23 protein-coding genes are annotated in these 25,059 nt (G+C 58.2%); 13 read left to right on the forward strand and 10 right to left on the reverse strand.

Features of this window, described 5'->3' with window-relative positions; all coding sequences use genetic code 11:
• Positions 1 to 152: 152 nt before the first annotated feature.
• From ACR0DT_RS12330 to ACR0DT_RS12345, 4 genes are all read left to right on the forward strand, one after another.
• On the forward strand, positions 153 to 1,151 hold the full coding sequence (locus ACR0DT_RS12330) for a helix-turn-helix domain-containing protein (RefSeq protein ID WP_480711035.1): 999 nt from the start codon (positions 153 to 155) through the stop codon (positions 1,149 to 1,151).
• Positions 1,152 to 1,275: 124 nt separating this feature from the next.
• A complete protein-coding gene (locus ACR0DT_RS12335) occupies positions 1,276 to 2,841 on the forward strand; it encodes a DUF4153 domain-containing protein (RefSeq protein WP_480711036.1) in 1,566 nt (521 codons plus the stop codon).
• Positions 2,838 to 3,515 (forward strand): response regulator transcription factor, encoded by a 678-nt coding sequence (locus ACR0DT_RS12340; protein WP_480711037.1) that lies wholly within the window; start codon positions 2,838 to 2,840, stop codon positions 3,513 to 3,515. The genes ACR0DT_RS12335 and ACR0DT_RS12340 overlap by 4 nt, the downstream gene beginning before the upstream one ends.
• Positions 3,512 to 4,486: a sensor histidine kinase gene (locus ACR0DT_RS12345; protein ID WP_480711038.1), complete on the forward strand. Its 975-nt coding sequence runs from the start codon at positions 3,512 to 3,514 to the stop codon at positions 4,484 to 4,486. The genes ACR0DT_RS12340 and ACR0DT_RS12345 overlap by 4 nt, the downstream gene beginning before the upstream one ends.
• A gap of 36 nt (positions 4,487 to 4,522) precedes the next feature.
• Here ACR0DT_RS12345 and ACR0DT_RS12350 read toward each other — a convergent pair whose 3' ends face one another.
• The 3 genes from ACR0DT_RS12350 to ACR0DT_RS12360 all read right to left on the reverse strand — a co-directional run bounded on the left by ACR0DT_RS12350 (position 4,523) and on the right by ACR0DT_RS12360 (position 10,642).
• A complete protein-coding gene (locus ACR0DT_RS12350) occupies positions 4,523 to 6,328 on the reverse strand; it encodes a BCCT family transporter (RefSeq protein WP_480711298.1) in 1,806 nt (601 codons plus the stop codon).
• A gap of 85 nt (positions 6,329 to 6,413) precedes the next feature.
• A complete protein-coding gene (locus ACR0DT_RS12355) occupies positions 6,414 to 9,536 on the reverse strand; it encodes an efflux RND transporter permease subunit (RefSeq protein ID WP_480711039.1) in 3,123 nt (1,040 codons plus the stop codon).
• An 8-nt stretch (positions 9,537 to 9,544) separates the two neighbouring features.
• Positions 9,545 to 10,642 (reverse strand): efflux RND transporter periplasmic adaptor subunit, encoded by a 1,098-nt coding sequence (locus tag ACR0DT_RS12360; protein WP_480711040.1) that lies wholly within the window; start codon positions 10,640 to 10,642, stop codon positions 9,545 to 9,547.
• A gap of 183 nt (positions 10,643 to 10,825) precedes the next feature.
• On the opposite strand from ACR0DT_RS12360, the gene ACR0DT_RS12365 reads away from it, so the two are divergent.
• The 4 genes from ACR0DT_RS12365 (at position 10,826) to sstT (ending at position 13,657) form a co-directional block, all read left to right on the forward strand.
• A complete protein-coding gene (locus tag ACR0DT_RS12365; RefSeq protein ID WP_480711041.1) occupies positions 10,826 to 11,239 on the forward strand; it encodes a VOC family protein in 414 nt (137 codons plus the stop codon).
• Positions 11,240 to 11,258: 19 nt separating this feature from the next.
• Entirely contained in the window at positions 11,259 to 11,726 is a 468-nt protein-coding gene (locus ACR0DT_RS12370) for a cysteine hydrolase family protein (RefSeq protein ID WP_480711042.1), read from the forward strand.
• Positions 11,727 to 11,764: 38 nt separating this feature from the next.
• On the forward strand, positions 11,765 to 12,283 hold the full coding sequence (locus ACR0DT_RS12375) for a hypothetical protein (RefSeq protein WP_480711043.1): 519 nt from the start codon (positions 11,765 to 11,767) through the stop codon (positions 12,281 to 12,283).
• A 144-nt stretch (positions 12,284 to 12,427) separates the two neighbouring features.
• A complete protein-coding gene (gene sstT, locus ACR0DT_RS12380; protein WP_480711044.1) occupies positions 12,428 to 13,657 on the forward strand; it encodes a serine/threonine transporter SstT in 1,230 nt (409 codons plus the stop codon).
• Positions 13,658 to 13,690: 33 nt separating this feature from the next.
• Here sstT and ACR0DT_RS12385 read toward each other — a convergent pair whose 3' ends face one another.
• The gene (locus tag ACR0DT_RS12385) at positions 13,691 to 15,010 is read right to left on the reverse strand and encodes a tetratricopeptide repeat protein (RefSeq protein ID WP_480711045.1); all 1,320 of its coding nucleotides are present in this window, start codon (positions 15,008 to 15,010) and stop codon (positions 13,691 to 13,693) included.
• A gap of 122 nt (positions 15,011 to 15,132) precedes the next feature.
• Here ACR0DT_RS12385 and ACR0DT_RS12390 point away from each other — a divergent pair, with 122 nt between their 5' ends.
• The 5 genes from ACR0DT_RS12390 (at position 15,133) to ACR0DT_RS12410 (ending at position 20,869) form a co-directional block, all read left to right on the forward strand.
• Complete coding sequence (locus ACR0DT_RS12390; RefSeq protein ID WP_480711046.1) at positions 15,133 to 15,384, forward strand: hypothetical protein; 252 nt, start codon at positions 15,133 to 15,135, stop codon at positions 15,382 to 15,384.
• A gap of 10 nt (positions 15,385 to 15,394) precedes the next feature.
• Positions 15,395 to 17,032, forward strand: a complete 1,638-nt coding sequence (locus tag ACR0DT_RS12395) for a sulfatase-like hydrolase/transferase (RefSeq protein WP_480711047.1) — start codon at positions 15,395 to 15,397, stop codon at positions 17,030 to 17,032.
• Between the two features lie 107 nt (positions 17,033 to 17,139).
• Positions 17,140 to 18,807, forward strand: coding sequence for a sulfatase-like hydrolase/transferase (locus ACR0DT_RS12400; protein ID WP_480711048.1), 1,668 nt, complete (start codon positions 17,140 to 17,142; stop codon positions 18,805 to 18,807).
• A 19-nt stretch (positions 18,808 to 18,826) separates the two neighbouring features.
• Entirely contained in the window at positions 18,827 to 20,071 is a 1,245-nt protein-coding gene (locus tag ACR0DT_RS12405; RefSeq protein WP_480711049.1) for a DUF3179 domain-containing (seleno)protein, read from the forward strand.
• Positions 20,072 to 20,122: 51 nt separating this feature from the next.
• Complete coding sequence (locus ACR0DT_RS12410; RefSeq protein ID WP_480711050.1) at positions 20,123 to 20,869, forward strand: porin family protein; 747 nt, start codon at positions 20,123 to 20,125, stop codon at positions 20,867 to 20,869.
• A gap of 36 nt (positions 20,870 to 20,905) precedes the next feature.
• Here ACR0DT_RS12410 and ACR0DT_RS12415 read toward each other — a convergent pair whose 3' ends face one another.
• The 6 genes from ACR0DT_RS12415 to ACR0DT_RS12440 are packed head-to-tail and all read right to left on the reverse strand — an operon-like array spanning position 20,906 to position 25,033.
• On the reverse strand, positions 20,906 to 21,301 hold the full coding sequence (locus tag ACR0DT_RS12415) for a RidA family protein (protein ID WP_480711051.1): 396 nt from the start codon (positions 21,299 to 21,301) through the stop codon (positions 20,906 to 20,908).
• Positions 21,298 to 21,705 (reverse strand): acyl-CoA thioesterase, encoded by a 408-nt coding sequence (locus tag ACR0DT_RS12420; RefSeq protein ID WP_480711052.1) that lies wholly within the window; start codon positions 21,703 to 21,705, stop codon positions 21,298 to 21,300. Before ACR0DT_RS12420 ends, ACR0DT_RS12415 begins: the two co-directional genes overlap by 4 nt.
• On the reverse strand, positions 21,705 to 22,391 hold the full coding sequence (locus tag ACR0DT_RS12425) for an ABC transporter ATP-binding protein (RefSeq protein ID WP_480711053.1): 687 nt from the start codon (positions 22,389 to 22,391) through the stop codon (positions 21,705 to 21,707). Before ACR0DT_RS12425 ends, ACR0DT_RS12420 begins: the two co-directional genes overlap by 1 nt.
• On the reverse strand, positions 22,388 to 23,137 hold the full coding sequence (locus ACR0DT_RS12430; protein WP_480711054.1) for an ABC transporter ATP-binding protein: 750 nt from the start codon (positions 23,135 to 23,137) through the stop codon (positions 22,388 to 22,390). The genes ACR0DT_RS12425 and ACR0DT_RS12430 overlap by 4 nt, the downstream gene beginning before the upstream one ends.
• Entirely contained in the window at positions 23,130 to 24,116 is a 987-nt protein-coding gene (locus tag ACR0DT_RS12435) for a branched-chain amino acid ABC transporter permease (protein WP_480711055.1), read from the reverse strand. Before ACR0DT_RS12435 ends, ACR0DT_RS12430 begins: the two co-directional genes overlap by 8 nt.
• Positions 24,113 to 25,033: a branched-chain amino acid ABC transporter permease gene (locus ACR0DT_RS12440; protein WP_170377956.1), complete on the reverse strand. Its 921-nt coding sequence runs from the start codon at positions 25,031 to 25,033 to the stop codon at positions 24,113 to 24,115. Before ACR0DT_RS12440 ends, ACR0DT_RS12435 begins: the two co-directional genes overlap by 4 nt.
• Between the last annotated feature and the right edge of the window lie 26 nt (positions 25,034 to 25,059).

Consider the following 25,059-nt stretch of genomic DNA (forward strand, 5'->3'; position numbering starts at 1 on the left):
ACAACGCATACGGTGACCGAAACCTCGTCTGCACATGCCCTCCAATGGACGCATACCAAGAAGCAGCTGAGTAAAAGGAACACCCCCCGCCCCAAAGGCGGGGGGGTACACCATCCATATCAACGCAGCCAAATCAGGCAGGTGGAGGAACAATGAAACACTATGTCCTCGGCAACAACCACGTACAGTTGGCCAGATCGGCGTCTGAACGGCAGCGAAATATCGACGTTTTTCTAAACGACACCGAGGCCATGGAATCGGCAGAAATGGTTGCCGAATTCTTCCAGGCTTTGAATGATCTTGTCGAAGATCACACCTATGCCGTGACCTTTCGAAACGTTTCCGAAGCCTTTACCGGCGACCCCCTGTATTGGGCGGGTCGCACGGCGATTTTCTGGGGTGGTATACACAAACCCTGGCATTGTGACGGACAGGGCAGGACGCGCATTTCCCAAATACTGAATCTGGCATCACGCTCCATACTGGTCGGGGGTGCCGTGCTGCTGTTGGCTCAGAGTGCACGGGCTGATGAACCCGTCGCCGCCATCCACTCAAATTTCTCGGCGGCGGCGGAAGAGATCGGGCTGGCCGACTGCCACAAGTCCACGTACAGATCGCCGGACGGCCGGGTACACAGTGCCGCAAGCAAACTGAGCGCTCTGCGCCTGCTTGCGGAATTCGTAGCACTGGATCACGGCGAACATCTGGCCGAAAGCCTGCGTGGCTATATCGGCCTGACCGAACCGAAACGCAGCTGCGCCAGCCAGTTGGCTAACCGTCTTATCCAAAGATCCGGCGCTGATCCGATGGTCCGCCAAGTAGTTGAGAAGATGCTGAATAACGTCGAAGATCCGCTAAAAATCTCGGATTTATCGCAGGCGCTTGGGGCCTCGACACGCCAGTTGCAGCGGCGGTTTCTGAACAAGACCGGTGTCAAATTGTTGACCACCTATCGCGAGTTGCGGTTGGAGCGCGCCTACAGCCTATTGCGCTATACCGATATGCCACAGCTTGAGATTTCAACGGCAACCGGGTTTTCCTCCGCCTCGGCCTTGGGGCGAGCCTTCAGGGCACAGTATCACACCACGCCCGAGGCCGTTCGCAGCTGCCGCTTTGCCGGAGAGCTAACGGATCACGGCGCACCGCATTAATCCGCCGGGCGAATAATGTTGGGCCGGTTAGTAAAACCAATATCTGCACGAAATCTGCACACCTGCTGCAAACGTTCTGCGATCTGCTCCTTCAGTCTTGAGGAAACTCAAGCAGGAGACCCATATGCCCAACGAACTTATCATCCGGGGGCTGCCCCGCTCACTTGCCCATGATGGCTGGTGGCTGGCCAGCGAATGCGGCACTTCGGTTGACCCGACACCCCCACCTGCGGCGCCTGGAAGCGTTCTGGGCGGCCTCCGAAGGTTCCCGCGAATAACAGCACTGATCCTGCTGGTTCTGCTGGGGGATCTGCTGTTCTGGGGGCACAAAGCCGGGCTTTCGCTGGCTATTTTCGCGTGGTGTATCTTTGCAGCCGCCAGTTTGAATCAACCGGCCCGTGCGCGTTTGCTAATGCCCAGTGTTGTGTTGCTGCTGACCACACTGCCCGCGCTGGAGTATGTCCAGCTATTGTCGCTGATCTTCCTCGGCGCGGGGCTTTTAAGCGCCATAGTGTTGTTGCAGTTACCACCTAAGTGCAAAACCCATGAAATCCTTCCCTGGCTGGCAAGCGGAGTATTTCGCCTGATCAAAAGAGCTCCGACTGCCGGGCTGCAGGAGTGCTTGGCTCGGGTTCGCCATTGGCGCAACAAACCAGTAGCGCAAAGCCAGACCCGCCGTCCCTCCTTGCATACCTTCATCCGCAACTGGGCTTTTCCACTGGGGGGCTGCCTCGTGCTCAGCGCCTTGCTGGTCAGCGCAAATCCGGTGCTGGAACATATGATGGTTCAGACGCTGCGGGTAGATTTCGATCTGTTTGCACTGATCCGCCGGATCGTGTTCTGGATCGGGCTAGCATTGTTGATCTGGCCGTTTCTGACTGCTCCCGCGCCGGATACGCCCATGACAATGGCCGCACCAAACTGGGGTACGTCACGGCTGTTGAACGCCGGATCGATTTTCAGGGCGCTGGTCCTGTTCAACCTCATGCTGGCCGCGCAAAGCGTCATGGACATCTCGATCTTGTTTGGCGGCGCTGCCCTGCCCGAGCGCATGAGCCACGCCACCTATGCCCATCGTGGGGCTTATCCTCTGCTGGCAACAGCTCTGCTTGCCGGTGCTTTCGCATTGGCGGCGCGCCCATTTCTGTATCAGAACCCAGCATTGAAACCCTTGTTGCTGTTCTGGCTGGCGCAGAATGTACTGCTGACCCTGTCAGCCGCATTCCGGTTAAATCTGTATATCGAAACATATGGCCTAACCTATCTACGGGTCTATGCGCTGATCTGGATGGGGCTGGTGGCGATCGGACTGGCGATGGTGGCCTGGCAGGTGCAACGGGGGCGTTCATCCGGTTGGTTGCTGTTGCGGGTCGCCGCGCTGAGTTTGGGGACTCTTTACACCTGTGCGTTCGTCAATTTCGCCGCGCTGATTGCAACGGACACGCTGTCGCGTGCAGCGGATTCGGACAACGCAACCCGGACCGACTGGGTTTATCTGTGTGGCTTGGGACATTCAGCTGCTAAGGCGATATCAACCCAGATCGCCAAGCAACCGTTCGAGCTCATCCCTGACTGGGCGCAAAGTTGTGTGCATCCTACGCCAACCAACCCAAACTGGCGCGAATGGGACTTTCGCACCGCACGTGTGAATGGCTATCTTGCGGCGAACTCAAAAGGCGAGGAGCAATGAAAATCCTGTTGGTTGATGATGATCCCCGCCTGCGCGATCTGGTCGGTCTGGCGTTGGAACGTGCTGGATTTCAGGTGATCACTGCCAGCGACGGCCAAATTGCTGTGACCCACGCCGCCCGCGAAGCGCCGGACCTGATCGTGCTGGACATCGGCCTACCCGAGATGGACGGGTTCGAGGTCTGCCGTCGCATCCGCATCCGGTCCGAGGTTCCGATACTGTTCCTGACCGCGCGCGATGATGAGATTGACCGGATACTGGGCCTGGAAATGGGCGCGGATGATTATGTCACCAAACCCTTCAGCCCACGTGAGCTGGTGGCGCGGGTGCGGGCGATCTTGAAACGTGTCGCCGGGCCTAGATCTATCCCGATCCTAACTCATGGTCGGATCACACTGGACCCCGGTGCACATGCCTGCAGGCTGGACGGAAACACTGTGTCACTGACCGCGACCGAATTCACTTTGCTGGCCACTTTGATCGAACGCCCCAGCCAGGTGCACAGCCGGACACAACTGATACAGGCAGTTTGGGGAGCCCTATCTCAAGTCTCGGACCGGACCCTGGACAGCCATTTGCGCAACTTGCGGGGCAAGCTGGCACAGGCGGGTTGCACAGGTGTGATCGAAACCGTGCACGGCGTCGGCATCCGCATTCAGGACACCACAGCATGAGGCGCAAGTGGCGCCCCAGCCTTGCCTTCGTTCTGGGCGGCGCCCTGTGTGGAACCTTACTGTTGTCACTGACCGGTCTGGTGGCGTTTCGGTATCTGGGGCCCGAACTGGGCTATCGCAATGCCGCCGTTCTGCTGGCGGTGGTCATTACGGCGGCCACGGCTGTTCTGGGTTGGCTGTTGGTCCGGCTGCTTCTGCGACCAATCTTTGCACTGGAGCGCTTTGCCACGCAGGTCGTCCGGCACCCGGCTGACCCACTATCCCCGCCCTCGCGTTTCGGCACCCAGGAACTTGGCACCACCGCCCAGCGCGTCATCGACATGGCTGAGACCCTGCGCAATCGCGAAACCACGATCCGCAGTTTCTCAGACCATGTTACGCATGAGCTGAAAACTCCGGTTGCGACGCTCAGGGCGGCAACGGAATTACTGCGTGATGATGACACGCTGTCGGCCGAAAATCTGCGGCTGGTGGATCAGATCACCAGCGCGGGTGTCCAGATGGAACAGCAGATCGAAGCCATGCGTCAGGTGGCCCGCGCGCGTGAATCGCGTCACGAGGGTACGACCTGCCTGAATGATGTGCAGGACGTTCTGAGCCGCGATTTTCCAAACCTTAAGTTGCGGGTTGACGGCGGTAACGTTGAAATCCCGATTGGCTCCAACGGATTGCTGGTCGTGATGCGCCAGCTCTTCGGCAATGCACAAGAGCATGGCGCGCAAGTTGTGAACCTGTTGGCCACAGGGGACGAAACGCAGGTGGTTCTGCAAATCCACGATGACGGGCACGGGGTTTCCGCTGGCAACGCGACGCGGGTTTTTGATCCCTTCTTTACAACCAAACGCGATCAGGGTGGTACCGGTATGGGTCTGGCCATCGTCCGCAACACACTGCGAGCACATGGAGCAGATATTGTCCTGATGGGTGCACAAGATGGCGCGGCCTTTTCGATCAGTTTCGAGGTCAGATAGACACAGATCAATCGCGGGATGGGGACTGCTTCGTGACTAACGTTCAGACGGTTTTTCATCGTATCGTGCACGCCGCAAATCATTGATCATCGCCTTGGCCAGCGACACGCACATCAGCAACAAAACAAGGCTAAAGGGCAGCGCGCCGATGATCATGGAATTGGTCAGCGCCTCAAGACCGCCGCCGCCGGCCATCAATAACGTTCCGATCACCAGAGTCAGCAGTCCACCCCACAACAAGCGATGCATGATCCCTGTTTCCTCGGCCCCGCCGGACATAATCGTGTTCATCACCAGAATGCCGGAATCCGCTGATGTGACCAGAAAAGTCATGGTCAGCACCACACACATGAAACTTATGATCATCAGCAAATGCCCCGAGATCATCTCGCTGAGCGTGACAAACAGCGTGGCCGTGGTCGAGGCTGCGAGGATAGACCCATCGGCGTCTCCGTTCAGTTCCAGATCAATGGCCGAGCCGCCCAAAATGGTCATCCAGGCGAAACAGACCAAAGACGGTGCAACCACCGCGCCAAGGATGAACTCGCGCACCGTGCGCCCGCGCGAGATACGGGCCAGAAACAGGCCGACAAAAGGCGAAAAGGCGATCCACCAAGCCCAGTAGAAGGTCGTCCAACCCGATTGCCACCCGAACAACCGCCCCGGCGTACCCGCGTCAAAGGCTGTCTGTTTTGTTGCGTCCGGCAAGTCGGCTGCGTCACCGCTTAGCCCAGCCAGAAAGCTGTCACGGGTGCCCCAGGCATCAGACGCGGCGGGAAACAGCTCGGCCACAAAAGGGGCGGCTTCCGGCGGCAGGGCTGCGGCGAACTCGGTTTGGGACATCGGGGAATGGGCCTGCAGGCTGAGCGGTATGAAATTGACGATATAATCCACCAAAGCCTGCCCATAGGTCGTCACGGCAAAGGCAAACGAACCGAAGATAATGAATACTGCTAACAGGATCAGCGACAGGATTAGATTGAGGTTCGACAGGTATTTAACCCCACGCCCAACGCCGGACACCGCGGAAAGGGTCGACATCATCATCACCAGCGCCAGTGCCGCAATAAGCCCGGCAGTCGATGGCTTCATCACCCCATCCATCAACCACTGCGCACTGGTGATAAGAAAGGCCCCATCGACAAGCTGCGAAACACCATACCCGATGGTCACCGCCACCCCAAGGATGGTCGCAACCACACCCAGTATGTCGATCACATGGCCAGCAACTCCATTTGAATATTCGCCCAGCAACGGCGTCAGGGCGGTTCGGATCGTCAGAGGCATATCGCGGGTATAGGCGTAGTAGGCCAGGCTCAAACCCGTCACCACGTAAATGGCCCAGGCATGGAATCCGGTATGCAGAAAGGTATAGCGATAAGCACCCTGGATTGCCTCGGCGCTTTTAGGGGTGACCTCGCCGGACACTGTTAGCGGATTTGTTTCCCACAGGCCCAGCGGTTCGGCCGTGGCATAGACCATCAGCCCCACGCCCAACCCGGCCCCGAACATCATCGAAAACCACGAAAAGTTGGTGAATTCGGGCCGCTCATCATCGCCCCCCAACCGCATACGCCCGGTGGCAGGAAGGATTGCAACCACAAACAGAAAGAAGGCAAACAACGCGACCGAGAGGTTATAGAAGACGTTGAACTCGCTCAGCAGCCCGGATTTCCACGACCTCAGCGTGTCATTCGCATTCAGCGGCCAGACCAAAGCCCACAGCACCAGCAACGACACGGCGATCTTGCTGACCAGCGCAATCGGCAGGTTATAGCCCTTATAAAACCCGCTGTCCTGCCGTTCGATTTTCAGGTCCGTAAAGGGGTCTTGCAACGACATTGTGCCTGTGCCCACCTCGGTTTCCGTGCCGTTCAGCATCCGAGAAACCCCGGAAGACTGCAACAATTTTCAGGTCTTGCGAGGATTACCCCGTGGCAGGCCGCAACCCGACCATCCATTCCCGAACCGTCTGGAACGCTGCATACAGCACCGGGATCATCAGCAGACCCAGCGTGCTGTCCATGATCATGCCGAACAGAACCGGATACCCGACCGAGACCCGCGCCGCCGCCCCTGCCCCGCTGGACAGAACCAAAGGCATAACTCCCACGATGAAACACAGGCCCGTCATCGTCACTGGCCGGAACCGGATTTCAGCTGCCTTAAGGGCTGCGTCCCGAATGCTGGCCCCGCCTTCACGCTGCTGATTGGCAAATTCGACAACCATGATCGCCTTCTTTGCGGCCAACCCGATCAGCAGCACCATCCCCACCTGCGCAAAGATGTTGCTGTTAAGGAATGGCAGAACAGCCAGCGGGATCAGCGCGCCCAGCAAGGCGAAGACCGCAGATGTGATGATCGACAATGGCAGAATCCAGCTTTCATACAGCACAACAAGGAACAGATAGGCCAACACTAGCGCTGACAGCATGATGAAAGGCACAAGCCCCTGTGCCTTCACCTCTTGTTGGGTGACGCCGGACCAGTCAATCCGAAACCCGTCTGGCAGTGTCTTGTCGGCGATCGCCTGCATCGCGATGATCCCGTCACCGGAACTGACCCCTTCGGCCAATTGTGCGCTGACCGAGGCCGCCGTGAACAAGTTGTAACGCGGGATTGTATCCGGTGCGATGACTGGTTCGCTGCTGACGAAATTGCGCACGGGCAGCGAGTCTCCGGCGCTGTTTTTGACATAGATGTTATCCACGTCATCCAGCGTCTGACGGAATTCGGCATCCGCTGAAATCACCACCCAATAGACGCGCTCGTCCAGTATGAAATTATCCACGAAATACGAGCTGAGATTGGCCTGCAACGCGGTAAAGATATCCGCCACGCTGACACCCAGTGCCTCGGCACGATCTCTGTCGATGGACAGCTTGTATTGCGGGCTCTGAGCCGAGAAGTCGCCATGCGCGCTGGAAAACTCGGGCGCGGCATTTAGGGCGGTGACAAAACCGTTCATCACCGCATCCAGTTGCGCCCCGTCGCCTTTGCCCAAATCCAGCAGTTGGACCGAGATACCCCCCGTCGAGCCCAACCCGTGAATGGTTGGAAAGGGAAACACGTATGAGACGCCTTCAGGCAGTGTCCCGAGCTGTCGTTCAAGGCCATGCATGATGGCGTACCATTGCAAATCGGGCGTTGTGCGCTGATCCCATGGGGTCAGCGTGACGATTGCCATGCCCACATTCGAACGCCCCCCGGCCAGCATGGAATGGCCCGAGACCGCCGTTACCGCCGCAACCCCCGGCGTTTGTTCAATCAGCTTGCTCACCTGCGCCATAAAGGCTTGGGTGCGCTGCAGCGAGGCGCCGTCCGGCAGTTCCATCGACGCCATCAGAACGCCGTTATCTTCCTGCGGGATCAGGCCAGTTGGCACAGTTTGGAACAGATACGCCGTCACACCAACGGCCCCCGCGAACACCAGCAGCGACACGGCCATATAGCGCAACATCAGCGCGACAAGACGCAGGTATTGACGCCGCAACCAGACGATCACCGCTGGGACAATCGCCAATGGCCCGATGGGTTTACTGTCAGTTTTCAGCATCATCGCGCATAGAACAGGTGCCAGTGTCAGGGCGTTCACTGCAGACAGGACAAAGGCAAAGATAATCGTCAGCGCGAACTGAAAATAGATCGTCCCCGTCACGCCCGGAAAAAAGCATACCGGCACAAATACCGCCGCCAGAACAAAGGTCGTCGCTACGATCGGGCGGTTTACCTGAGACATCGCCTTCAGGGTCGCCTCACGCGGATTCAGCCCCTCGTCCCGCAGGATGCGTTCGGCGTTCTCGATTATGATGATCGCGTCATCTACGACCAAGGTGATGGCAAGAACCAAAGCGAACAGCGTGATCATGTTGGCGCTAAACCCGATGGCGTAGATCAGTGCCACCGCCCCCAACAGCGACACCGGAATGGCGATGGCCGGTAAGATGATCGCGCGCAGGCTGGCTAGAAACAGAAAAGTCACCGTAATCACCAGCCCTGCCGTCAGGGCTAGCGTCGTTATGATATCGCGGATCGAAACCCGCACCGCATTGGTGACGTCATAGGTGATCTCATACGACACGCCCTTGGGAAACTTCGCCGACAAATCCTTCATCAAGGCGCGCAGAGTGTCTGAAATCTCAAGCGCGTTGGCGGCGCTTTCCTGATAGACGGCGATGGTCGCCGAGTCCTTGCCATTCAGCTTGGTGGACCCGGTATAGGTGGCTGCGCCCAGTTCGATCCGGGCGATATCTTCAAGCCGCGTGACCGAGCCGTTGGGATCCGACGCGACGATGATCCGCCCGAATTCCTCGGCATTGCGCAACAGACCCTCGGCCCGCAGCTTGAACTGAAAATCGGTGCGGCCTTCGGCAAAGGGCGGGGCCCCGACCTGCCCGGCGGCGGCTATGACGTTCTGATCTTCGATGGCGTCAGCCACTTCGGCAGCAGTGATATTCAACGCCGCCATACGTACGGGATTGATCCAGACCCGCATGCTATATTCCAGCTGGCCGAATTGCGAAACCGTCCCCACCCCCGGCAACCTTTGCAGCGGATCATGCAGGAAATCGGCGCCGAAATTGCTCAGGTACAACTCATCCCGCGATCCGTCGGGCGAAGTCAGGTTGATCACCACAATCATGTTGCCTGACCGCTTGGTTACCTCGACCCCTTGCTGCAACACGGCCGAGGGCAACTCGGAACTGGCCAACGCGATGCGGTTCTGCACCTCAACAGCAGCCACGTCGGGATCAGTGCCAAGTTCAAAGGACACATTCAACATGTATGTGCCGTCGTTCGAGCTTTTGGAGGACAGAGACAACATGCCCGGAATGCCGTTCACACGCTCTTCGATAGGGGTGGCGACGGATTCCAGAATGACCTGCGCGTCCGCTCCCGGAAAAGACGTATCCACATAGATCTGCGGCGGCGTGATATGAGGGTATTCGGTGATCGGGATCAGGCGCACACAAACCGCGCCGAACAGAACCATCAGGATCGCAATAACGGCAGCAAAATGCGGCCTGTCGATGAAGTAGCGCGCGATCAAACCGGCCCCTAACCCTGGCTGTCGACTGCTTTGACGACCAGCCCGTCATGTATTTTCTGCAACCCCTGTACCACCACGCGATCACCTTCGCTCAGCCCGGACACGACCTGAGTTCGGGTCGCGGTCTGGCTCCCGATCTCGATATTTTGCCTATGAGCTTTGCCGTCACCGTCGACCGAAAAAACGAAATATCCCTGCTTGTCGAATTGCACCGCGTTGCGGGGCACGGTCAGGACCTTGGGGTCCTCTGATCCGGTCAAACCCACGGTCACGAACTGACCGGGGATCAGAACGCCGTTAGGGTTAGCGAAACTGGCGCGCAGCTCAATCGTATCGGTGTCCTGATTGACGCTGTCGCCCACGAATATGACTTTGCCCGTGGAGGCATAGGTTTCCCCATCGGCCAGCTTGATGTCCGTGGTCAGTTTGATTTCGCCCGGCGTGATATGCCCTTTGCGGCGTTCCTGCATTAGAACCGGCTCGCTGATGTAAAAACTGACCAATATTGGATCAACGCTGGTGACGGTTGCCAGAACACCGGTATCTGAGCTTACCAAATTTCCCGCATCAACCGCCGACAACCCGATACGCCCGTCTATCGGGCTGAGGATTTCCGTGTAATCCAGATCAATCTGCGCAATCTTCAGATCTGCCTGCGCCTCATCAACCGCCGCCTGCCCTGCGGCATAGGTCGCCTGAGCCGTGTCCAGAAGGGACTGTGGGATATCGCCCTTGTCGAACAGCGCCTGTTGCCGGTCCAGCGCCGCCTTGTCGGTCTGCGCGCCGGCCAACGCACTTTTCAACGCCGCCTGCGCGCTGTCCACACTGGCGGCGTATTTCCTTCTTTCGATCCGAAACAGCACATCCCCTTTGGCGACCGTGCCGCCTTCGGTGAAATTGACCTCTTCCAGAAACCCTTCGACGCGGGCCTGCAGATCGACGCTTTGGTCCGCTACGATGCGACCAACAAACTGGTCCTGTTTCTGCAAATCCTCCAGCGTCACAGATTCGACCATCACACTAGGCGGCGCGTCGGACTGGGCCGCTGCCGGGTCCGGCAGAAACAGGGGGATCAAAGCGCAAACAAACAGATTGGAAGGGTTCATCAAAGACCCCCGGTAGTTTGTGATGCCATCACTATCCCTGCATCCCCCCAACGGCGCAACGGTTTTCTGAATGTCGCGCCGCGCGCATTTCCCTTCTAAATCAACCCCTTTGACACAGGGCTTGCCTGCCGCTGGTTCTTGGGATTTTCTGACCCCAACCACTAATCAAAAGACCGGGCCTTCATGAAACTAGAATTCCACCACATCAACTTTGTCTCTGAAGATGTAGATCGGTTGCACCGTTTCTACACACAGGTACTGGGACTGGCCGATATCCCGATCGAAAACTTCCCCCGACCGGATGAGACCGACGACAAGGGCTATAGCGGCAAGATCCGCTTTGCCACCGACGGTGCCATGCAGATGCATCTGGCCGAGCGGAACCTCGACGTTGCTTTCAAACATGGTGAGGCAATCAACCCTGTAGAACGCGGCCACTTCGCGTTTCGCACCGATGATATCGAGGCCTTCAAAAAACTGCTCGACGACTACGGAATTCCCTATTCGGACTATGGCACCGCCTTCGCGAAAGAGTGGCACCAACTGTTTTTCCACGACCCCGAGGGCAATATCATCGAAGTTCATCAAGCGGTTTAGCCAGCATCGGAGGCATTGATTGAAACAGGCCGTATTGGTTGTCGACGTCCAGCCCTGCTTTGATCCGCCTGATTGGCTGGTCGAGCGCAGCAGCCTGTTGGCGGCAAAATTCCCCTCGGTCGCCACGGTTGAACGTCATGATGAGGCCAAGGTTCCCTTTTTCCGGCAAATTGGGTGGAAGCCGCGTTCTGTCGACGACAGCCTTGTTCAGGCAGACCACATTGTCGTGAAATACGGCTACAGCCCGCCCCCAGAAGCCATCGCACAATTTCAAAGCTGGAAAGTCGACCGTGTGCTGGTCTGTGGCATCCAGGCCGACACCTGTGTTCTGGCCGCAGGGTTTGCCCTATTTGACGCGGGCCTGCAACCGACCATAATTGCAGATGCAGTTGTCGGGTCTTCGCTGGATCGCAGCGGCAAGCTGGGCGTGGACCTTTGGCGACATCATTTTGGTCAGGTGATTGATAGGCACTTAGATATTTTGTGACGGCGCAATCCCTGTCCGCATCGGAGAGGAGAGCTATTGTGACCTCGAAACTTTTTCTAAGACAAACGGCCATTGCTATTTTGGTGGCCACCCATGGTGCAGCGGCCTTTGCAGAAGGCTTTTCGCTAACCGGCCAATACGAAGGGCGCTATGCCTGCGACAGCACCACGGGTGGGGTGCCCTCAAGCTGGTCGGACCCCATGAGCGCTGCGATCGTACAGGACGGGGACCGCATATCCATCGACCTGCGATACACCGACAAACAAGAGCTTGGGGCCGAATACTCGCTTTATACCGGTTCGGCTGTTCTGAACCCCGAGGGCACATTGGTCAGCGGCTATTTCGAATCCTGCGGCGGCACCTTTCCGTCGAAAGAACTTGCGCGGATTTTCCCTGCAGCCGCTAACACGACGTTCAGTTTTTCAGTGACCAGCGTCTGGGCTTCGGATCAGGTGCCAAGCCTGCCGGGACTCACCGTGCAAACCTGCACCTGGAGTCTGCAGCGCGTGTCTACGGAAACGCCCACAGTCAGGCCGTGCGAGACTGTGGATCGATAAGGAAATTTCCAATCTGGACCCATTTATTAAGTCCAGATGTTTAAATTGGATCCAAAATTCCCATATAGCCGCAATCTTATAATTTAACCGCGCCTGAACGGAGGCAATTCCCCGGCAGGCCCCCAATCAAACTGGATGGTTCCGATGAATTTTATTCTACGCGGTAGCCTGGTTACGCAAATCATCATCGGTCTTGTGGCCGGTGCCCTTCTCGCCACCCTTTGGCCTGCCGCTGGTTCAGCCGTCGGTCTGCTGGGTGATTTCTTTGTCGACGCGCTGAAAGCCGTCGCGCCGGTTCTGGTGCTGATCCTGGTCTGCGCCGCAATCACCAACCACAAGAAAGACAGCCAGGCCCGCATGGGGCCAGTAGTGCTGTTGTATATCCTCGGCACGTTTGCCGCCGCGCTGGTCGCGGTGGCCGCCAGTTTCCTGTTCCCGGTCTCATTGCACCTGACCGGCACGCCTCAGCTTTTGGACGCGCCTGACGGTCTGGCCGAGGTGGTAAAGAACATCTTGCTGAAAGTCGTGGATAATCCGGTGAACGCGTTGGCACAGGCCAACTATATCGGCATTCTGGCCTGGGCTATCGGCCTTGGGCTGGTCTTCCGCCACGCCAGTGACTCAACCAAGACACTGATGTCTGATCTAGACGGCGCAATTACCAAGATCGTGGCCGCCATCATCCGGGTCGCGCCAATCGGTATCTTTGGCATCGTGGCCTCGACCATCGCGGAAACCGGCTTTGAAACGGTTGCCAGCTATGGCCAGTTGCTGTTGCTGCTGATCGGCTGCATGGTGTTCATGGCGCTGGTTGTGAACCCGCTGATCGTGTTCCTGCGCATTCGCAAGAACCCCTACCCGCTGGTCTTCACCTGCCTGAGGGAATCCGGGATCACCGCGTTTTTCATGCGCAGCTCGGCCGCCAACATTCCGGTCAACATGGAACTGTGCCGCCGTATGAACCTGGATGAGGAGACTTATTCGGTCACCATCCCCATCGGTGCCACGATCAACATGGCCGGTGCGGCCATCACCATCACGGTGATGACGCTGGCGACCGTGCACACCATGGGTATTCAGGTCGACTTCCTCTCGGCCCTGTTCCTGAGCATCATCGCCTCGGTCGCAGCCACCGGAGCGTCGGGTGTCGCAGGCGGGTCACTGTTGCTGATCCCAATGGCTGCCAGCCTGTTCGGCATCGACAACGCAACAGCGATGCAAGTGGTCAGCATCGGGTTCATCATCGGCGTCCTTCAGGACTCGGCGGAAACCGGTCTGAACTCGTCCACAGACGTGCTGTTCACGGCGGCTGGGTCGTACAAGCAAGGCGATCCTTACCCCCGAAAGCTGCCAATGGAACAGGTCCCCGCATAAGCGACCCTGATCCCACCCCACAACCGTCAGTGTTTACTCGGTGGTTGTGGGGCCCGCACTGCCCCAACCGGCGGCGCGCATTGCCGAAGTCAGGTCTTGTACTGGGGCCGGACCGGCAAACACCCTGGTTTTCAACGCCTCCAACGGGAATTTCGGCCACGTCCTGGCGTATATGTCTGCCAGTCGGCGTGCCTCAGCCTGATCGCCATTTTTCCAATGCGCGGCTATCAGATAGGCAGTTGAAATCGGCCCGAACGGACCGCCACGTGCGATCGTATCTTCGTAGGTTCGGATCGTGCCCGCGTAATCGCCGGTGTGAAACTGCGCCGCGCCCAGCGCATTTCCAGCTACTGACCCGCCCGCATCCTCAGCCAGCTCCTGATAGTGTTTCGCCTTAGAAAGAATGCGTTCAAAGTCAGAGGTGTAAAGCGATATCAGCGCATCGAATTCAGCAATATGCGGATCATCAGGGGCCAGTTTGGTTGCCCGGTGCGTCAGACTGACGGCCTGGTCGAAATTGCCAGCAGCAAACTCAGACCATGCTCTGGCAGACAACGCCCAGGGCGCGTCAGGCGCCAGTTCCAAAGCGTGGGCGCTATTCTTATCGGCAGCGGCAAGCAACTCTTCTGCTACGGGGTCGTAGAACTGCAAAATGGCCAGCATGGTTTCCACCTGTGCTGCCCCAGCATAGCCGCAGTAATACAGCGGGTCGCGCTGGATTGCTGTTTCAAACACCAGCAAGGCCGGGCGGAGCCGCGGTAAATCCACGACCGGAAAGATCAGGTCCCGGCCAGCGTTGCACAGGTTCATCGCCTCGACCCGGGTTGGAGAAACATCGTAGATCGTGGACTGGTCGCCGGTGGACGACACCGGGTTACTGCCGCCCAGAAACGTGACGGCCAAATACCCGCTGAGGCCAAGCAGAACCACGCCCACTACTGCACCGATCAGCAACAGGTTGCGATGCCCTCCAGAACCACCTGCACCAGACCGAAATTCCGGCGCGTAGCTGCCAATGGGCAAGGAAATGACCACCGGATCCGACGCGCCTTCGCCCCCGTAATACGCATTTAGCTTCCGCCGCACGCGGCCTGCATCCACACGCACCACGCCTTCGCGTCGCGACAGATCATCCGTGCTGTAGCCATAGACATCCATCGCAATCGTCTTGGCGCGGATTTCATCCGTGCGCCCGGCCAGCGCCTCGGTCACCACATAAGTCAGAAAGGACTGCATCCGCGCCGAGCCCCGAAAATCCTTCGACGCAAGAACCCGATCAAGCGCCGACTGGACCTGTTCCTTTGGAAACGATCCTGCATCCCGTTGCGGGGTATCACCGGTCAAGGCAGTCAAGAACTATCCTTTCTAGGTAAGGACTTGGCGGCGTGTTGCTACGGTAGCATGCGGCTTATTACGTTCAAGACATATTCTTGGGCAGGCATGTTTGGATCGCGAATCCAGCGGATGCCGTCCCTATGACAGATGATGACTTCTTTGCAGCACAGTTCCCCGGCACGGCATTTCAACTGCAGGCCTTGCGCGCTCAGGACAAGGAATTCGATCAGATCTGCGCCGACTACCATGAGGTGTTTCACGAGTTGGCACTAGCACCGCAATTCGTTGGCGGAGCACAGGCCCGCTATCTGGCGGATCTGGCCGAAAGCGTCTCGGATTTGCGCAACAGTATCGAAAAGCGGCTGCATGCACCTGACGGCCCGAATGAGTGAAAGGTTGATCATGAAACTCCGTACCCTACTGCCTCTGCTAACCCTGACCGCTGGCACGGCGCTATCTCAGGAAGCTCCGATCATCCATGATGGTGAGTTCGATTATCTGCGTGCTCAATTCGGTGCAGAGTGGGACGCGCAGGATGCTGAAATTGACGCCAGGCTTGCCGAAATCCGCGAAGCCAATGGCGGCCAGCCGCCCAATTTCCTCTACATCCTGATCGACGACGTGAGCTTCGGTCAGATGGGCGACCGCAAGATGAACTACGTCATGGGGATCGAGACGCCGAACATCAATCATTTGGCGACCGAAGGCCTGTCGCTGATGCGGATGTACACGGAACCGTCTTGCACGCCGACGCGTACGGCGATGCTGACAGGCCGCCATCCGGTGCGGGCCGGGGTGGAAGAGGTCAAGGTTGCGCTTGTGGGCGAGGGTCTTCCGGCCTCTGAGGTCACTCTGCCGGAAATCCTGAAGCAGGCGGGCTATAACACCGCCCATGTCGGCAAGTGGCATCAGGGCGATATCGAAGAATCCTATCCGCACAATCAGGGTTTCGACTGGGCTGCCTTCCCCTTGCATCAACAAGTCCAGCTGAGCCTCATGACCCCCGAGGCGATGCGGGCCAATGCCATGCTCGGTTATGTTCCCGAAGGGCAGAACGATCAGTTCCTTCTGGACGCGCGTTTCAAGCCCTACGGTCTGGTCACCGGTGTCGAGGCCGAGGCCGGGGGCGCGGCACGCGAAGTCGACATGGCGGCGGGCGAGGTCTGGACGCAGGCAAAATACGAAGACATGAACCTGCGCTATCAGCAACAGGCGCTGGAACAATTGCAACGCGTCGCGGCTGAGGATGCGCCTTTCTTCCTGCAATACTGGCCGCTGTACCCGTTGAATTTTGTCTATCCCGATCAGGCGATTTCGCGGAACGGAGGCTTTCACGCGGACAAGCTACAACTGCTGGACGGCTGGATTGGTGATCTGCTGGACGCGCTGGAACAGACCGGCAAGTCCGACAATACGATTGTGATTCTGATGGCCGATAATGGCCTGATGTATCACTACGAAGGCACTTCAGGCCTGAACCAGTTGATCTATCGTGGCGGCAAGACCCAGCATCTGGAGGGCGGCGTGCGCACCGATGCCTTTATCCGCTGGCCCAATGTCATCGAGGCCGACACTGCGGCGGGCGATATCTTTCACGTCTCTGATATCTACACCACAATGGCCCGGATCGCTGGGGCGACCGATTACATCCCGCGCGACCGTGTGATTGACGGCATCGACCAAACCGCCCTGTTGTTGAACGGCGAGGGCCACGGACGGCGCGATTATGTCTACGTCTACGAAGGCCCGGTGCTGCGGTCCGTGGTCAAGCAAGAGTTCAAGATGCATCTGCCCGCCCCCGGCCAGCCCGGCGCGGCGGCACCGACCTACAACATCTACCGCGACCCGCGCGAACAACATCCCTTAGTCGGGTATTCCCTTTGGGCCGGGGCATCATTTCAAGACATGGTCAAACGTCATCAGAAAATGATCGCAAAATACCCGCATTCCGAGATTGGCACCGGGCTGCCCTATGAAGGCATCGAAAACCTGCGCCCGGAATCGGAACTGGCGCGTGAGACTTTCATGAGCTGGCAATGAAGCTGACCCGTAGAATTTTGCCATCAGATATCGTAATGTTTCAATGTGATAGGAATACCGCGCCTTCGGTCACAGGTTGCATCACACATGTTTTTAGGGGGTAAGGAATGAAACTGACATGCTCGATCATTCTGTCCGCAGGTTTGGTTGCCGCATCGGCGAATGCACAGGAAGATCCAATTCAACACGACGCCGAGTTCTACATCCTGCAGGCCCAACACGCCGAGCAATGGGCGCAAGATGACACCGCAGTCGACGAAGCTCTTGCCGCCTTTATGGAGGGTAATGGGGGCAAACCTCCGAACATTGTCAGCGTGTTGATCGACGATATGGGGTTCGGCGACATGGGCATCCCCGAACTGAACGCGGTACGGGGTTATGGGACGCCCAATATCAACGACTTTTCGGATCAGGCCATGCGGATGGTGCGTATGTATACGGAACCTTCGTGCACGCCGACCCGCGTGGCGCAGATGACCGGACGGTTACCGGTGCGCATGGGTATGGGCGATACGACGGTGGACATCGCCGGGTTTGGTTTGCCGGAAAACGAGGTCACCTTGGCCGAAGTTCTGAAACAGGCAGGCTATGCGACCAGTCATGTCGGCAAATGGCACATGGGCGATATCGCCGAAAGCTGGGCGATGAATCAGGGGTTTGACTATGCCCAGCACGCCATCCATCAGCAGGGGCAGCTGACCATCTTCAATGATGACGCGATTAAAGAGCAGGTCTCGGTCGCGATCCGCGACTATGACGACAAATATACGCTGGACGGTTGGTTCCGCCCGGACTCTGCCGCGATGATGACGGTCATCGAAGGCGAAACCGGCGGTCCAATCCGTGAAATCCGCATGGAAACCGGCGAACGCTGGAACGCCGCGAAATACGACGAGATGAACCAGGCGTTTCAGGACAAGACGCTGGAAGAGCTGGACCGTCTGGCTGGCGGCGACGACCCGTTTTTCCTGCAATACTGGCCGATGATCCCGCTGGACAACACCCGCGCCGGACGGTCTGGACCAGAGAGTGTGAACGGTGGTCTATATGTGGACAAGATGCAGTTGCTGGATCAGTGGCTGGGTGACTTGTTCGCGCGGCTGGAAGAGCTGGGGCTGACGGAAAATACCGTGGTTGTGGTGATGGGTGACAATGGCCATTTCACCAAATACGCGCCGCAATCCGGGTTCACTCCGCTGATCTATGCGGGGGGCAAAGGTGACACCACCGAGGGCGGCATCCGCGTCGACGCCTTTATCCGCTGGCCCGGTATGATCGAGGCTGACGGGTTGCTCAACAGCATCATCCATGTCTCGGATCTTTATACGACACTGTCGCGTTTCGCCGGGGCCGATCAATACATTCCGCGGGATCGTCTGGTGGATGGAGTCGACCAGTCTGCTGCTTTGCTATTTGCCGATGAATCCAAATCTCGCCGTGATCACGTCATCGTCTATTCGGTGAACAAACCTGAGGCGATCGTGAAGGACCAGCTAAAGCTGAAACTACCCGGGCCCGGAGAAAGCGCCATTCTGGCAAAGTTCTTTGATCTCTACCGGGACACGCGCGAGGAATATTCCGTCTCGACCGAGGTTGGCGCCTGGGGAGGGCAAGAGTTCTCACGAATTCTGGGCCGTCATATGGCACGTAAAGAGAAGTTCCCCGACACCGTGCCCGCCTATGGCGTGCCCTACGAGGGAATCGAAAACATCCGCCCCGAAACCCAACAGGCCGTCGAAGCGTTCATGATCAAACGCGCATCACCACAGCAGTAACGCGGATCAGGAGGCGCACATGATCGGAAACATCCTCTTTGCTCTTGGCTTGATCGTCTCGCTTGGGATCGGCTTTGTCTATTTCCGCGATCTGGGCGACATCTCGCAAATGTTGCTGAAGGTAAAACGCGAAAACATGGTGCGGTTCATCCGCCATGAATACCGCCTGATCGGCATCGGTTTGGGTGCCTTTGCCATCGCCACGCTGGCGCATTTCATTCTGGGCGGTGCGCCGTTCTGGCTGTGGGCCTTGTCTGCGTTGCTGGTTCTGTTTCTGTACGGGTTTCCGTACGTCTGGGTGCATTTGGGCCTGCGCAATCAGGTAAACGACGCGGCCTTCTTTCCCGTCAGCGAGGCTCGCAAATATGTGGGCCCCACCGCGCCGGTCATCGTGATAGATCACAACGGCCATGCCCGCGCGCACCCGGATGCGCAGATCATGCGGCCTCATCTGGCCGGTGATGTAGACGGGTTAGGCGGCGAAGATGTGGTAATGACCTATTGCGCGATGGCCAATCTTGGGCAGGGCTATACCCCCCGGATCGAAGGTAAGCGGCTGGACCTTGAGGTTTTGGCCCAACACGGCAACAACCTGATCTTGCGCGACAATGAATCCGGCGAGCCGATCCAGCATATCTATGGCTTCCGCGAGGCCGACCGCGACCCGAACGCGGACGGGCCGGCCTGCCCTCTGCGCCCTGAGGCGCAGATGAAGCCGTGGCCGACCTACCGGATGACATTTCGCGGGTTCCAGAAGGCCTTTCCAGACGGTGAGGTTTTTCTGAACAAACCTTCGCCCAACCCCCTGCTGCGGCTGCTGGACATGGTGACCGAGATCACCTTTGGCTGGGGCATCGGTCGTCAGCATCAGGAAGACGCCCCAGTGATGGATAACATGGACCGCTCGGACGACCGGCTGCCCAACAAGACCTATGTCTGGGGGATCACCGTCGGCAAAGACGCCGTCTGCTGGACGGATGATTTCGTCGTCGACAACAACTGGATCGTCAACGCCACCGTCGGCGGGCGCGACGTCGTTGTCAGTCTGGACCCGAAATACGAAAGCCTGGGCGTGTGGTACAATGACAGCGGTCAACCCGTTGCCCATTGCGATTTCTGGGGCATGTCGGATCAGGACCAGTTACAACGGGTGGAAACCCTGCGCGCCGGGGTCTTCTGGCATGTCTGGTCCGAGTTTTTCCCGAACACCGACATTAATCGCGCAGGCTCGGACGTAAAGAATTCTGAAGACGTCGCCGCGTAGGTCTCATTTCAGGGACCGCCAATTACTGGCAACAAATAAGGGAGGGACAAAATGGCACCAACAGGAATAACAAAGATTGGCACCGTCACGGCAGCCGTGCTGGCATCCGCGGCGACAACAGCTTCGGCGCAGCAATCTAATTGGTCTTATGAGGCCACGATCTACCTGTACATGCCCGAGACGGAGACCAGCATTGAAACCCCTAGGGGCACGCTCGACGGGACACTTAGTTTTACAGACGCGCTGGAAAACCTTGACTTTGCCTTCATGGGTGCGCTGGCGGCAACAAACGGGCAATGGAGCGTTCTGGCCGACTATAACTATACCAACCTGTCCTTTGGTGATACCGGACCCGGCGGCGGAGACCTTGAAACCTCGGTCAAGACACAGTTTCTTACAGCGCTGCTTGGGTATCGGATACGCAGTGATCCAACCGTCAATGTAGACCTTGCGGGCGGTTTCAGGTGGTACAGCACGGACACTGATTTCTCACTGACACCTGTCGGCGGCCCCCCGTTCACCTCTACCGCTGACGAAAGCTGGGTCGACCCGGTCGTCGGGCTCAGGGCGCGGTTCACGCTGTCCGATTCATGGACCAGCACGGCCTATGTGGACTACGGAGGATTTCGCAGCGGCAGTCAGACTTGGTCGGTTCTGCTGACCGCCGATTACATCATCAACGACAGGTGGGTGCTGCGGGGTGGATACCGATATATTTCATTCGACCATGAGATTGACGGCAATGATTACGAATTCGACCAATCCGGCCCCCTGATTGGTGCCACCTACAGGTTCTGAGGGCGTCATCTTTAGACGTCACCGATCATCCGGAGGTCACGACAAATGTGCCGTGGCCTCAATTTCCACCACGGCTTCGTCCTCGACCAGCCCGGCAACGATGATCATCGACATGGCAGGGAAGTGTCGGCCAAACACCTCGCGGTAGGCTGCACCAACCTCGGCTTGACTGGCCAGATATTCGCTCTTGTCGGTGACAAACCAGGTCAGCCGGGTCACGTCACCCACCTCACCGCCTGCTGCTTCGACAATGTCCACGATGTTTCGCAGGGCCTGCTTCATCTGACCGATAAAACCCCCGCTGACAAATTCCTTGTTCGCGTCCCATCCGATCTGCCCGCCAATATGCAAGGTCCCGTCTTTGGTCAGAACGCCGTTCGCATAGCCTTTGGCCGGAAGCCAACCGTCGGGCTGAATGATCTTGTGGCTCATGTCGCGTCCCCTCTGAATGTTTCTAGCTTGCTGCGGATGGTTTCCGGCCAGGGCTCGGGGTGCCCGTCTGCGTTGACGTGAACCAATGTCGCCTTGGTCGTCAGCCGCACCTCGTCTTCGCAGCGGGCGGTCATTGTGTACGCGGCCGAACTGTTGCCGATCCGTGTGATTTCAAGTTGAAAAATCAGTTTATCGCCATGGCGGCTGGGCGCGGGAAACTGAGTTTCGATTTGCGCGGTCGGCACAGCACCTGCGCGGTGGAGATCGTGGAATGGCGCGTTCAGGCCCTGATCAAAGAACGCCTCGACGCAATCGTTGATCATCTCAAAATAGCGCGGAAAGAACACGATCCCGGCGGGGTCGCAATGTTTGAACAGCACCTTTTGATGAAACTCAAACGCCATCAGACCCCCACGTATTTCTCGGAAATTTCGGGGGTCAGGTCGGTGATCGCACCGGACCATACTGTGCGCCCCCGTTCAAGAATGACCGCCTTGTCGGAAACCCCTGCCAGTTCCTTTAACGATTTGTCGATCAGCAGGATCGCCACGTTGGTCTCTTGCCGAAGGCGGTGCAGCGCAGCCCAGATCTCCTGCCGAACGATTGGGGCAAGCCCCTCGGTCGCCTCATCCAAGATTAACAGTCGCGGGTTGGTCATTAGCGCGCGGCCAATCGCCAGCATCTGCTGCTCGCCCCCCGACAGGGAAACCGCCCGTTGGCCTAGCCGTTCACCCAGCCGGGGAAACAACTCGGTCACGCTGCGCAGGGTCCAGTTCCCCGGGCGTGCCGCCGCAATCAGGTTTTCGCGCACAGTCAGATCGGCAAAACAGCGGCGGCCTTCCGGCACCAAACCCACCCCCTTGCGGGCGACCTTATAACTGGGCAGCGCGTGCAGGTCCTGACCGTCCAGCGTCAGCGTGCCGTTTGACCGGATCATCCGGCAAATGGCCTTTACTGTGGTCGTCTTACCCATCCCGTTGCGCCCCATCAGGGCCGTGACCTCATCCTGTGCAATCTCAAGATTCACACCAAACAGGGCCTGACTGACACCGTAAGAGGCGCTGAGGTTTTCGATCCGCAGCAGGGTCATACTTCATCCCCCAGATAGGCATCGCGTACTTCGCGGCTGGTGCGGATTTCGTCTGCTGTACCGGTGGCGATGACCTTGCCATACACCAGCACGCTGATCCGGTCGGCCAGCGCAAAGACCGCGTCCATGTCATGCTCGACCAGTAGAATGGGTGCTTCCTGCCGCAGCCCGTCAAGAAAACCCGTCAGTCGTTTCGATCCACCGGCACCAAGCCCGGCCATTGGCTCGTCCATTACGAAGGCTTTTGGCGACAAGGTCAGCGCTACAGCAACCTCCAACTGCCGCCGCTGACCATGGCTGAGGTTGGCACAGCGCGTATCGCGGTCGTCGCTAAGGCCAACGCGTTCCAGTGCCGCTTCGGCCCGATCGCGCAGCGAGGGCCGTTTCAAGGCGGGGCGCCAGAACCGCCAGGCCATATGCTCGGCCCCCATCGCGCCCAGCACGGCGTTTTCCAAAACGGTGTCTTCCATGCACAGTTGCGAAATCTGAAAGGTGCGCCCCAGCCCGGCCCGCGCCCGTGCCTGCGTGCTATGCCCCGATACATCCTGACCGTTCAGCAGAACCCGCCCGGAATCCGGTTGCAAACCACCGCAAATTTGTTGGATCAGCGTCGATTTGCCCGCGCCGTTGGGGCCGATTATCGCGTGAATTTCCCCGGGTTTCAGGTCAATCGACACATCGTCCGTGGCCTTGAGCGCGCCAAAGCTTTTGTTCAGGTTCAGCGTGGCAAGGACAGGTTCAGACATGAGCGCCCTCTTTCCCGGTCAGCAATCCGATCAGTCCCCCACGCCCGAACAGCACGATGCACAACAGGACCACGCCGAGATAGACGTGCCAGAAATCGGTCAACTCGCCCAAGAAGTGTTCCAGCGCCACAAAGACACAGGCCCCGATCACCGGTCCCATCAGGCGCCCAACCCCGCCGATGATGATCAGCACGATCAACTCACCCGACAATTGCCAACTGAACATCGTAGGTGAGACAAAGCGATTCAGGTCTGCAAACAACGCGCCCGCCAGCCCGGTAATCGCGCCCGAAAGAACAAAGGCCAGCAGCTTCAACCGCATCGGATTCAGGCCCACGGTCTCGACCCGAGTGGGTGTCTGGCGCGCCGCATTCAGCGCCAATCCGAAGGGCGAGGCTTGAAGGCGGGCAAACAAAAACAGCACCACACAAAGCAGCGTGAAACAGATGCCATAGAACTGGATCGGCGCCAGCGTGTTCAGGCCGGGGAAGTTATTGCGGACATAGATCGACAGCCCATCCTCGCCACCATACTGCGCCCAGGAAATCGCAAAGTAGAAAAACATCTGCCCAAAAGCGAGCGTAATCATGATGAAATACACGCCGGACGTGCGCAGCGACAGCAGCCCGATAAAGTACGCCACCAATCCGGACAGGATCATCGCCACCAGCCAGATCACTGGCATAGACTTAGTGCCGTAGGTGGTGAACAGGCTCAGATCAAGCGCCGTGTAAGTCTGTGCGTGATAGGCAAGTATGCCCATTGCATAGCCACCGATCCCGAAAAATACCGCGTGGCCGAAGCTGACCATGCCGCCGATCCCAAGGATGATGTTCAGCCCCACCGCCGCCAGCGCGAGGATAACCGCCCGCGTCACCAGCGTGATCGTAAAGGGTTGATCTGCCATAACGGCCCAAAGCGGCAGCGCCAGCAGACCCGCGATCATCAGCGCGTTGAGGTATTTCTCATTCAGCCTCATGCGCGTGCTCCGAACAGACCTGTAGGCCGCCAGATAAGCACCAGCCCCATCAGCACGTATATCCCCATCGAGGCCAGCGCCGAGCCGCTTTTCTGCGCCGCGCCATTGTCCATGAAAAGCTTGAACAATTCGGGCAGGAACACCCCGCCCAAGGTATCGGTCAACCCGACAAGCAGCGCACCGATAAAGGCACCACGAACTGAACCGATACCGCCTATGACGATGACCACAAAGGCCAGGATCAGCACCGGCTCTCCCATCCCGACCTGAACCGATTGGATCGCACCAACCAGAGCACCCGCCAACCCGGCCAGCGCCGCGCCCAGCGCAAAGACCAGCGTGTAGAGCTTCGAGATATCTACGCCCAATGCTGCAATCATCTCGCGATCATTCTCACCGGCGCGAATTTGGATACCTAATCGGGTGCGTTCGATCAGCGCCCAAAGCCCCACCGCCACGGCCAGCCCGATGCCGATCAGAGTCAGGCGATAGAGCGGGTATTCGATACCGCCGGGCAAAGTCACTGGCCCCGACAGCGCGTCGGGAATGTCCAAAAACAGTGGAAAAGAGCCAAAAACCCAGCGTGTTCCTTCGGAAAAGATTAGGATCAGCGCGAAGGTGGCCAGCACCTGATCCAGATGCGGCGCGTTATACAATCGTCGGATTACGACCATCTCGACAATCGCCCCTGCCAATGCCGCCGCAGCCAGGGCGGCGACCAATGCCAACAGGAAAGACCCGGTGGCCCCTGCAACGGCAGCGGCGGCAAAGGCCCCCACCATGTAAAGCGAACCGTGGGCCAGATTGATCAGCCCCATCACGCCGAAAATCAGCGTCAGGCCAGCCGCCATCAGGAACAGCATCACACCGAACTGCAGCCCGTTAAGGATCTGCTCGATAATCAGGATCGAGGACATGGGAACTCCGGTGGCCTGCCCGCCCC

The sequence above is a fragment of the Ruegeria sp. BI11 genome, from assembly GCF_056538005.1.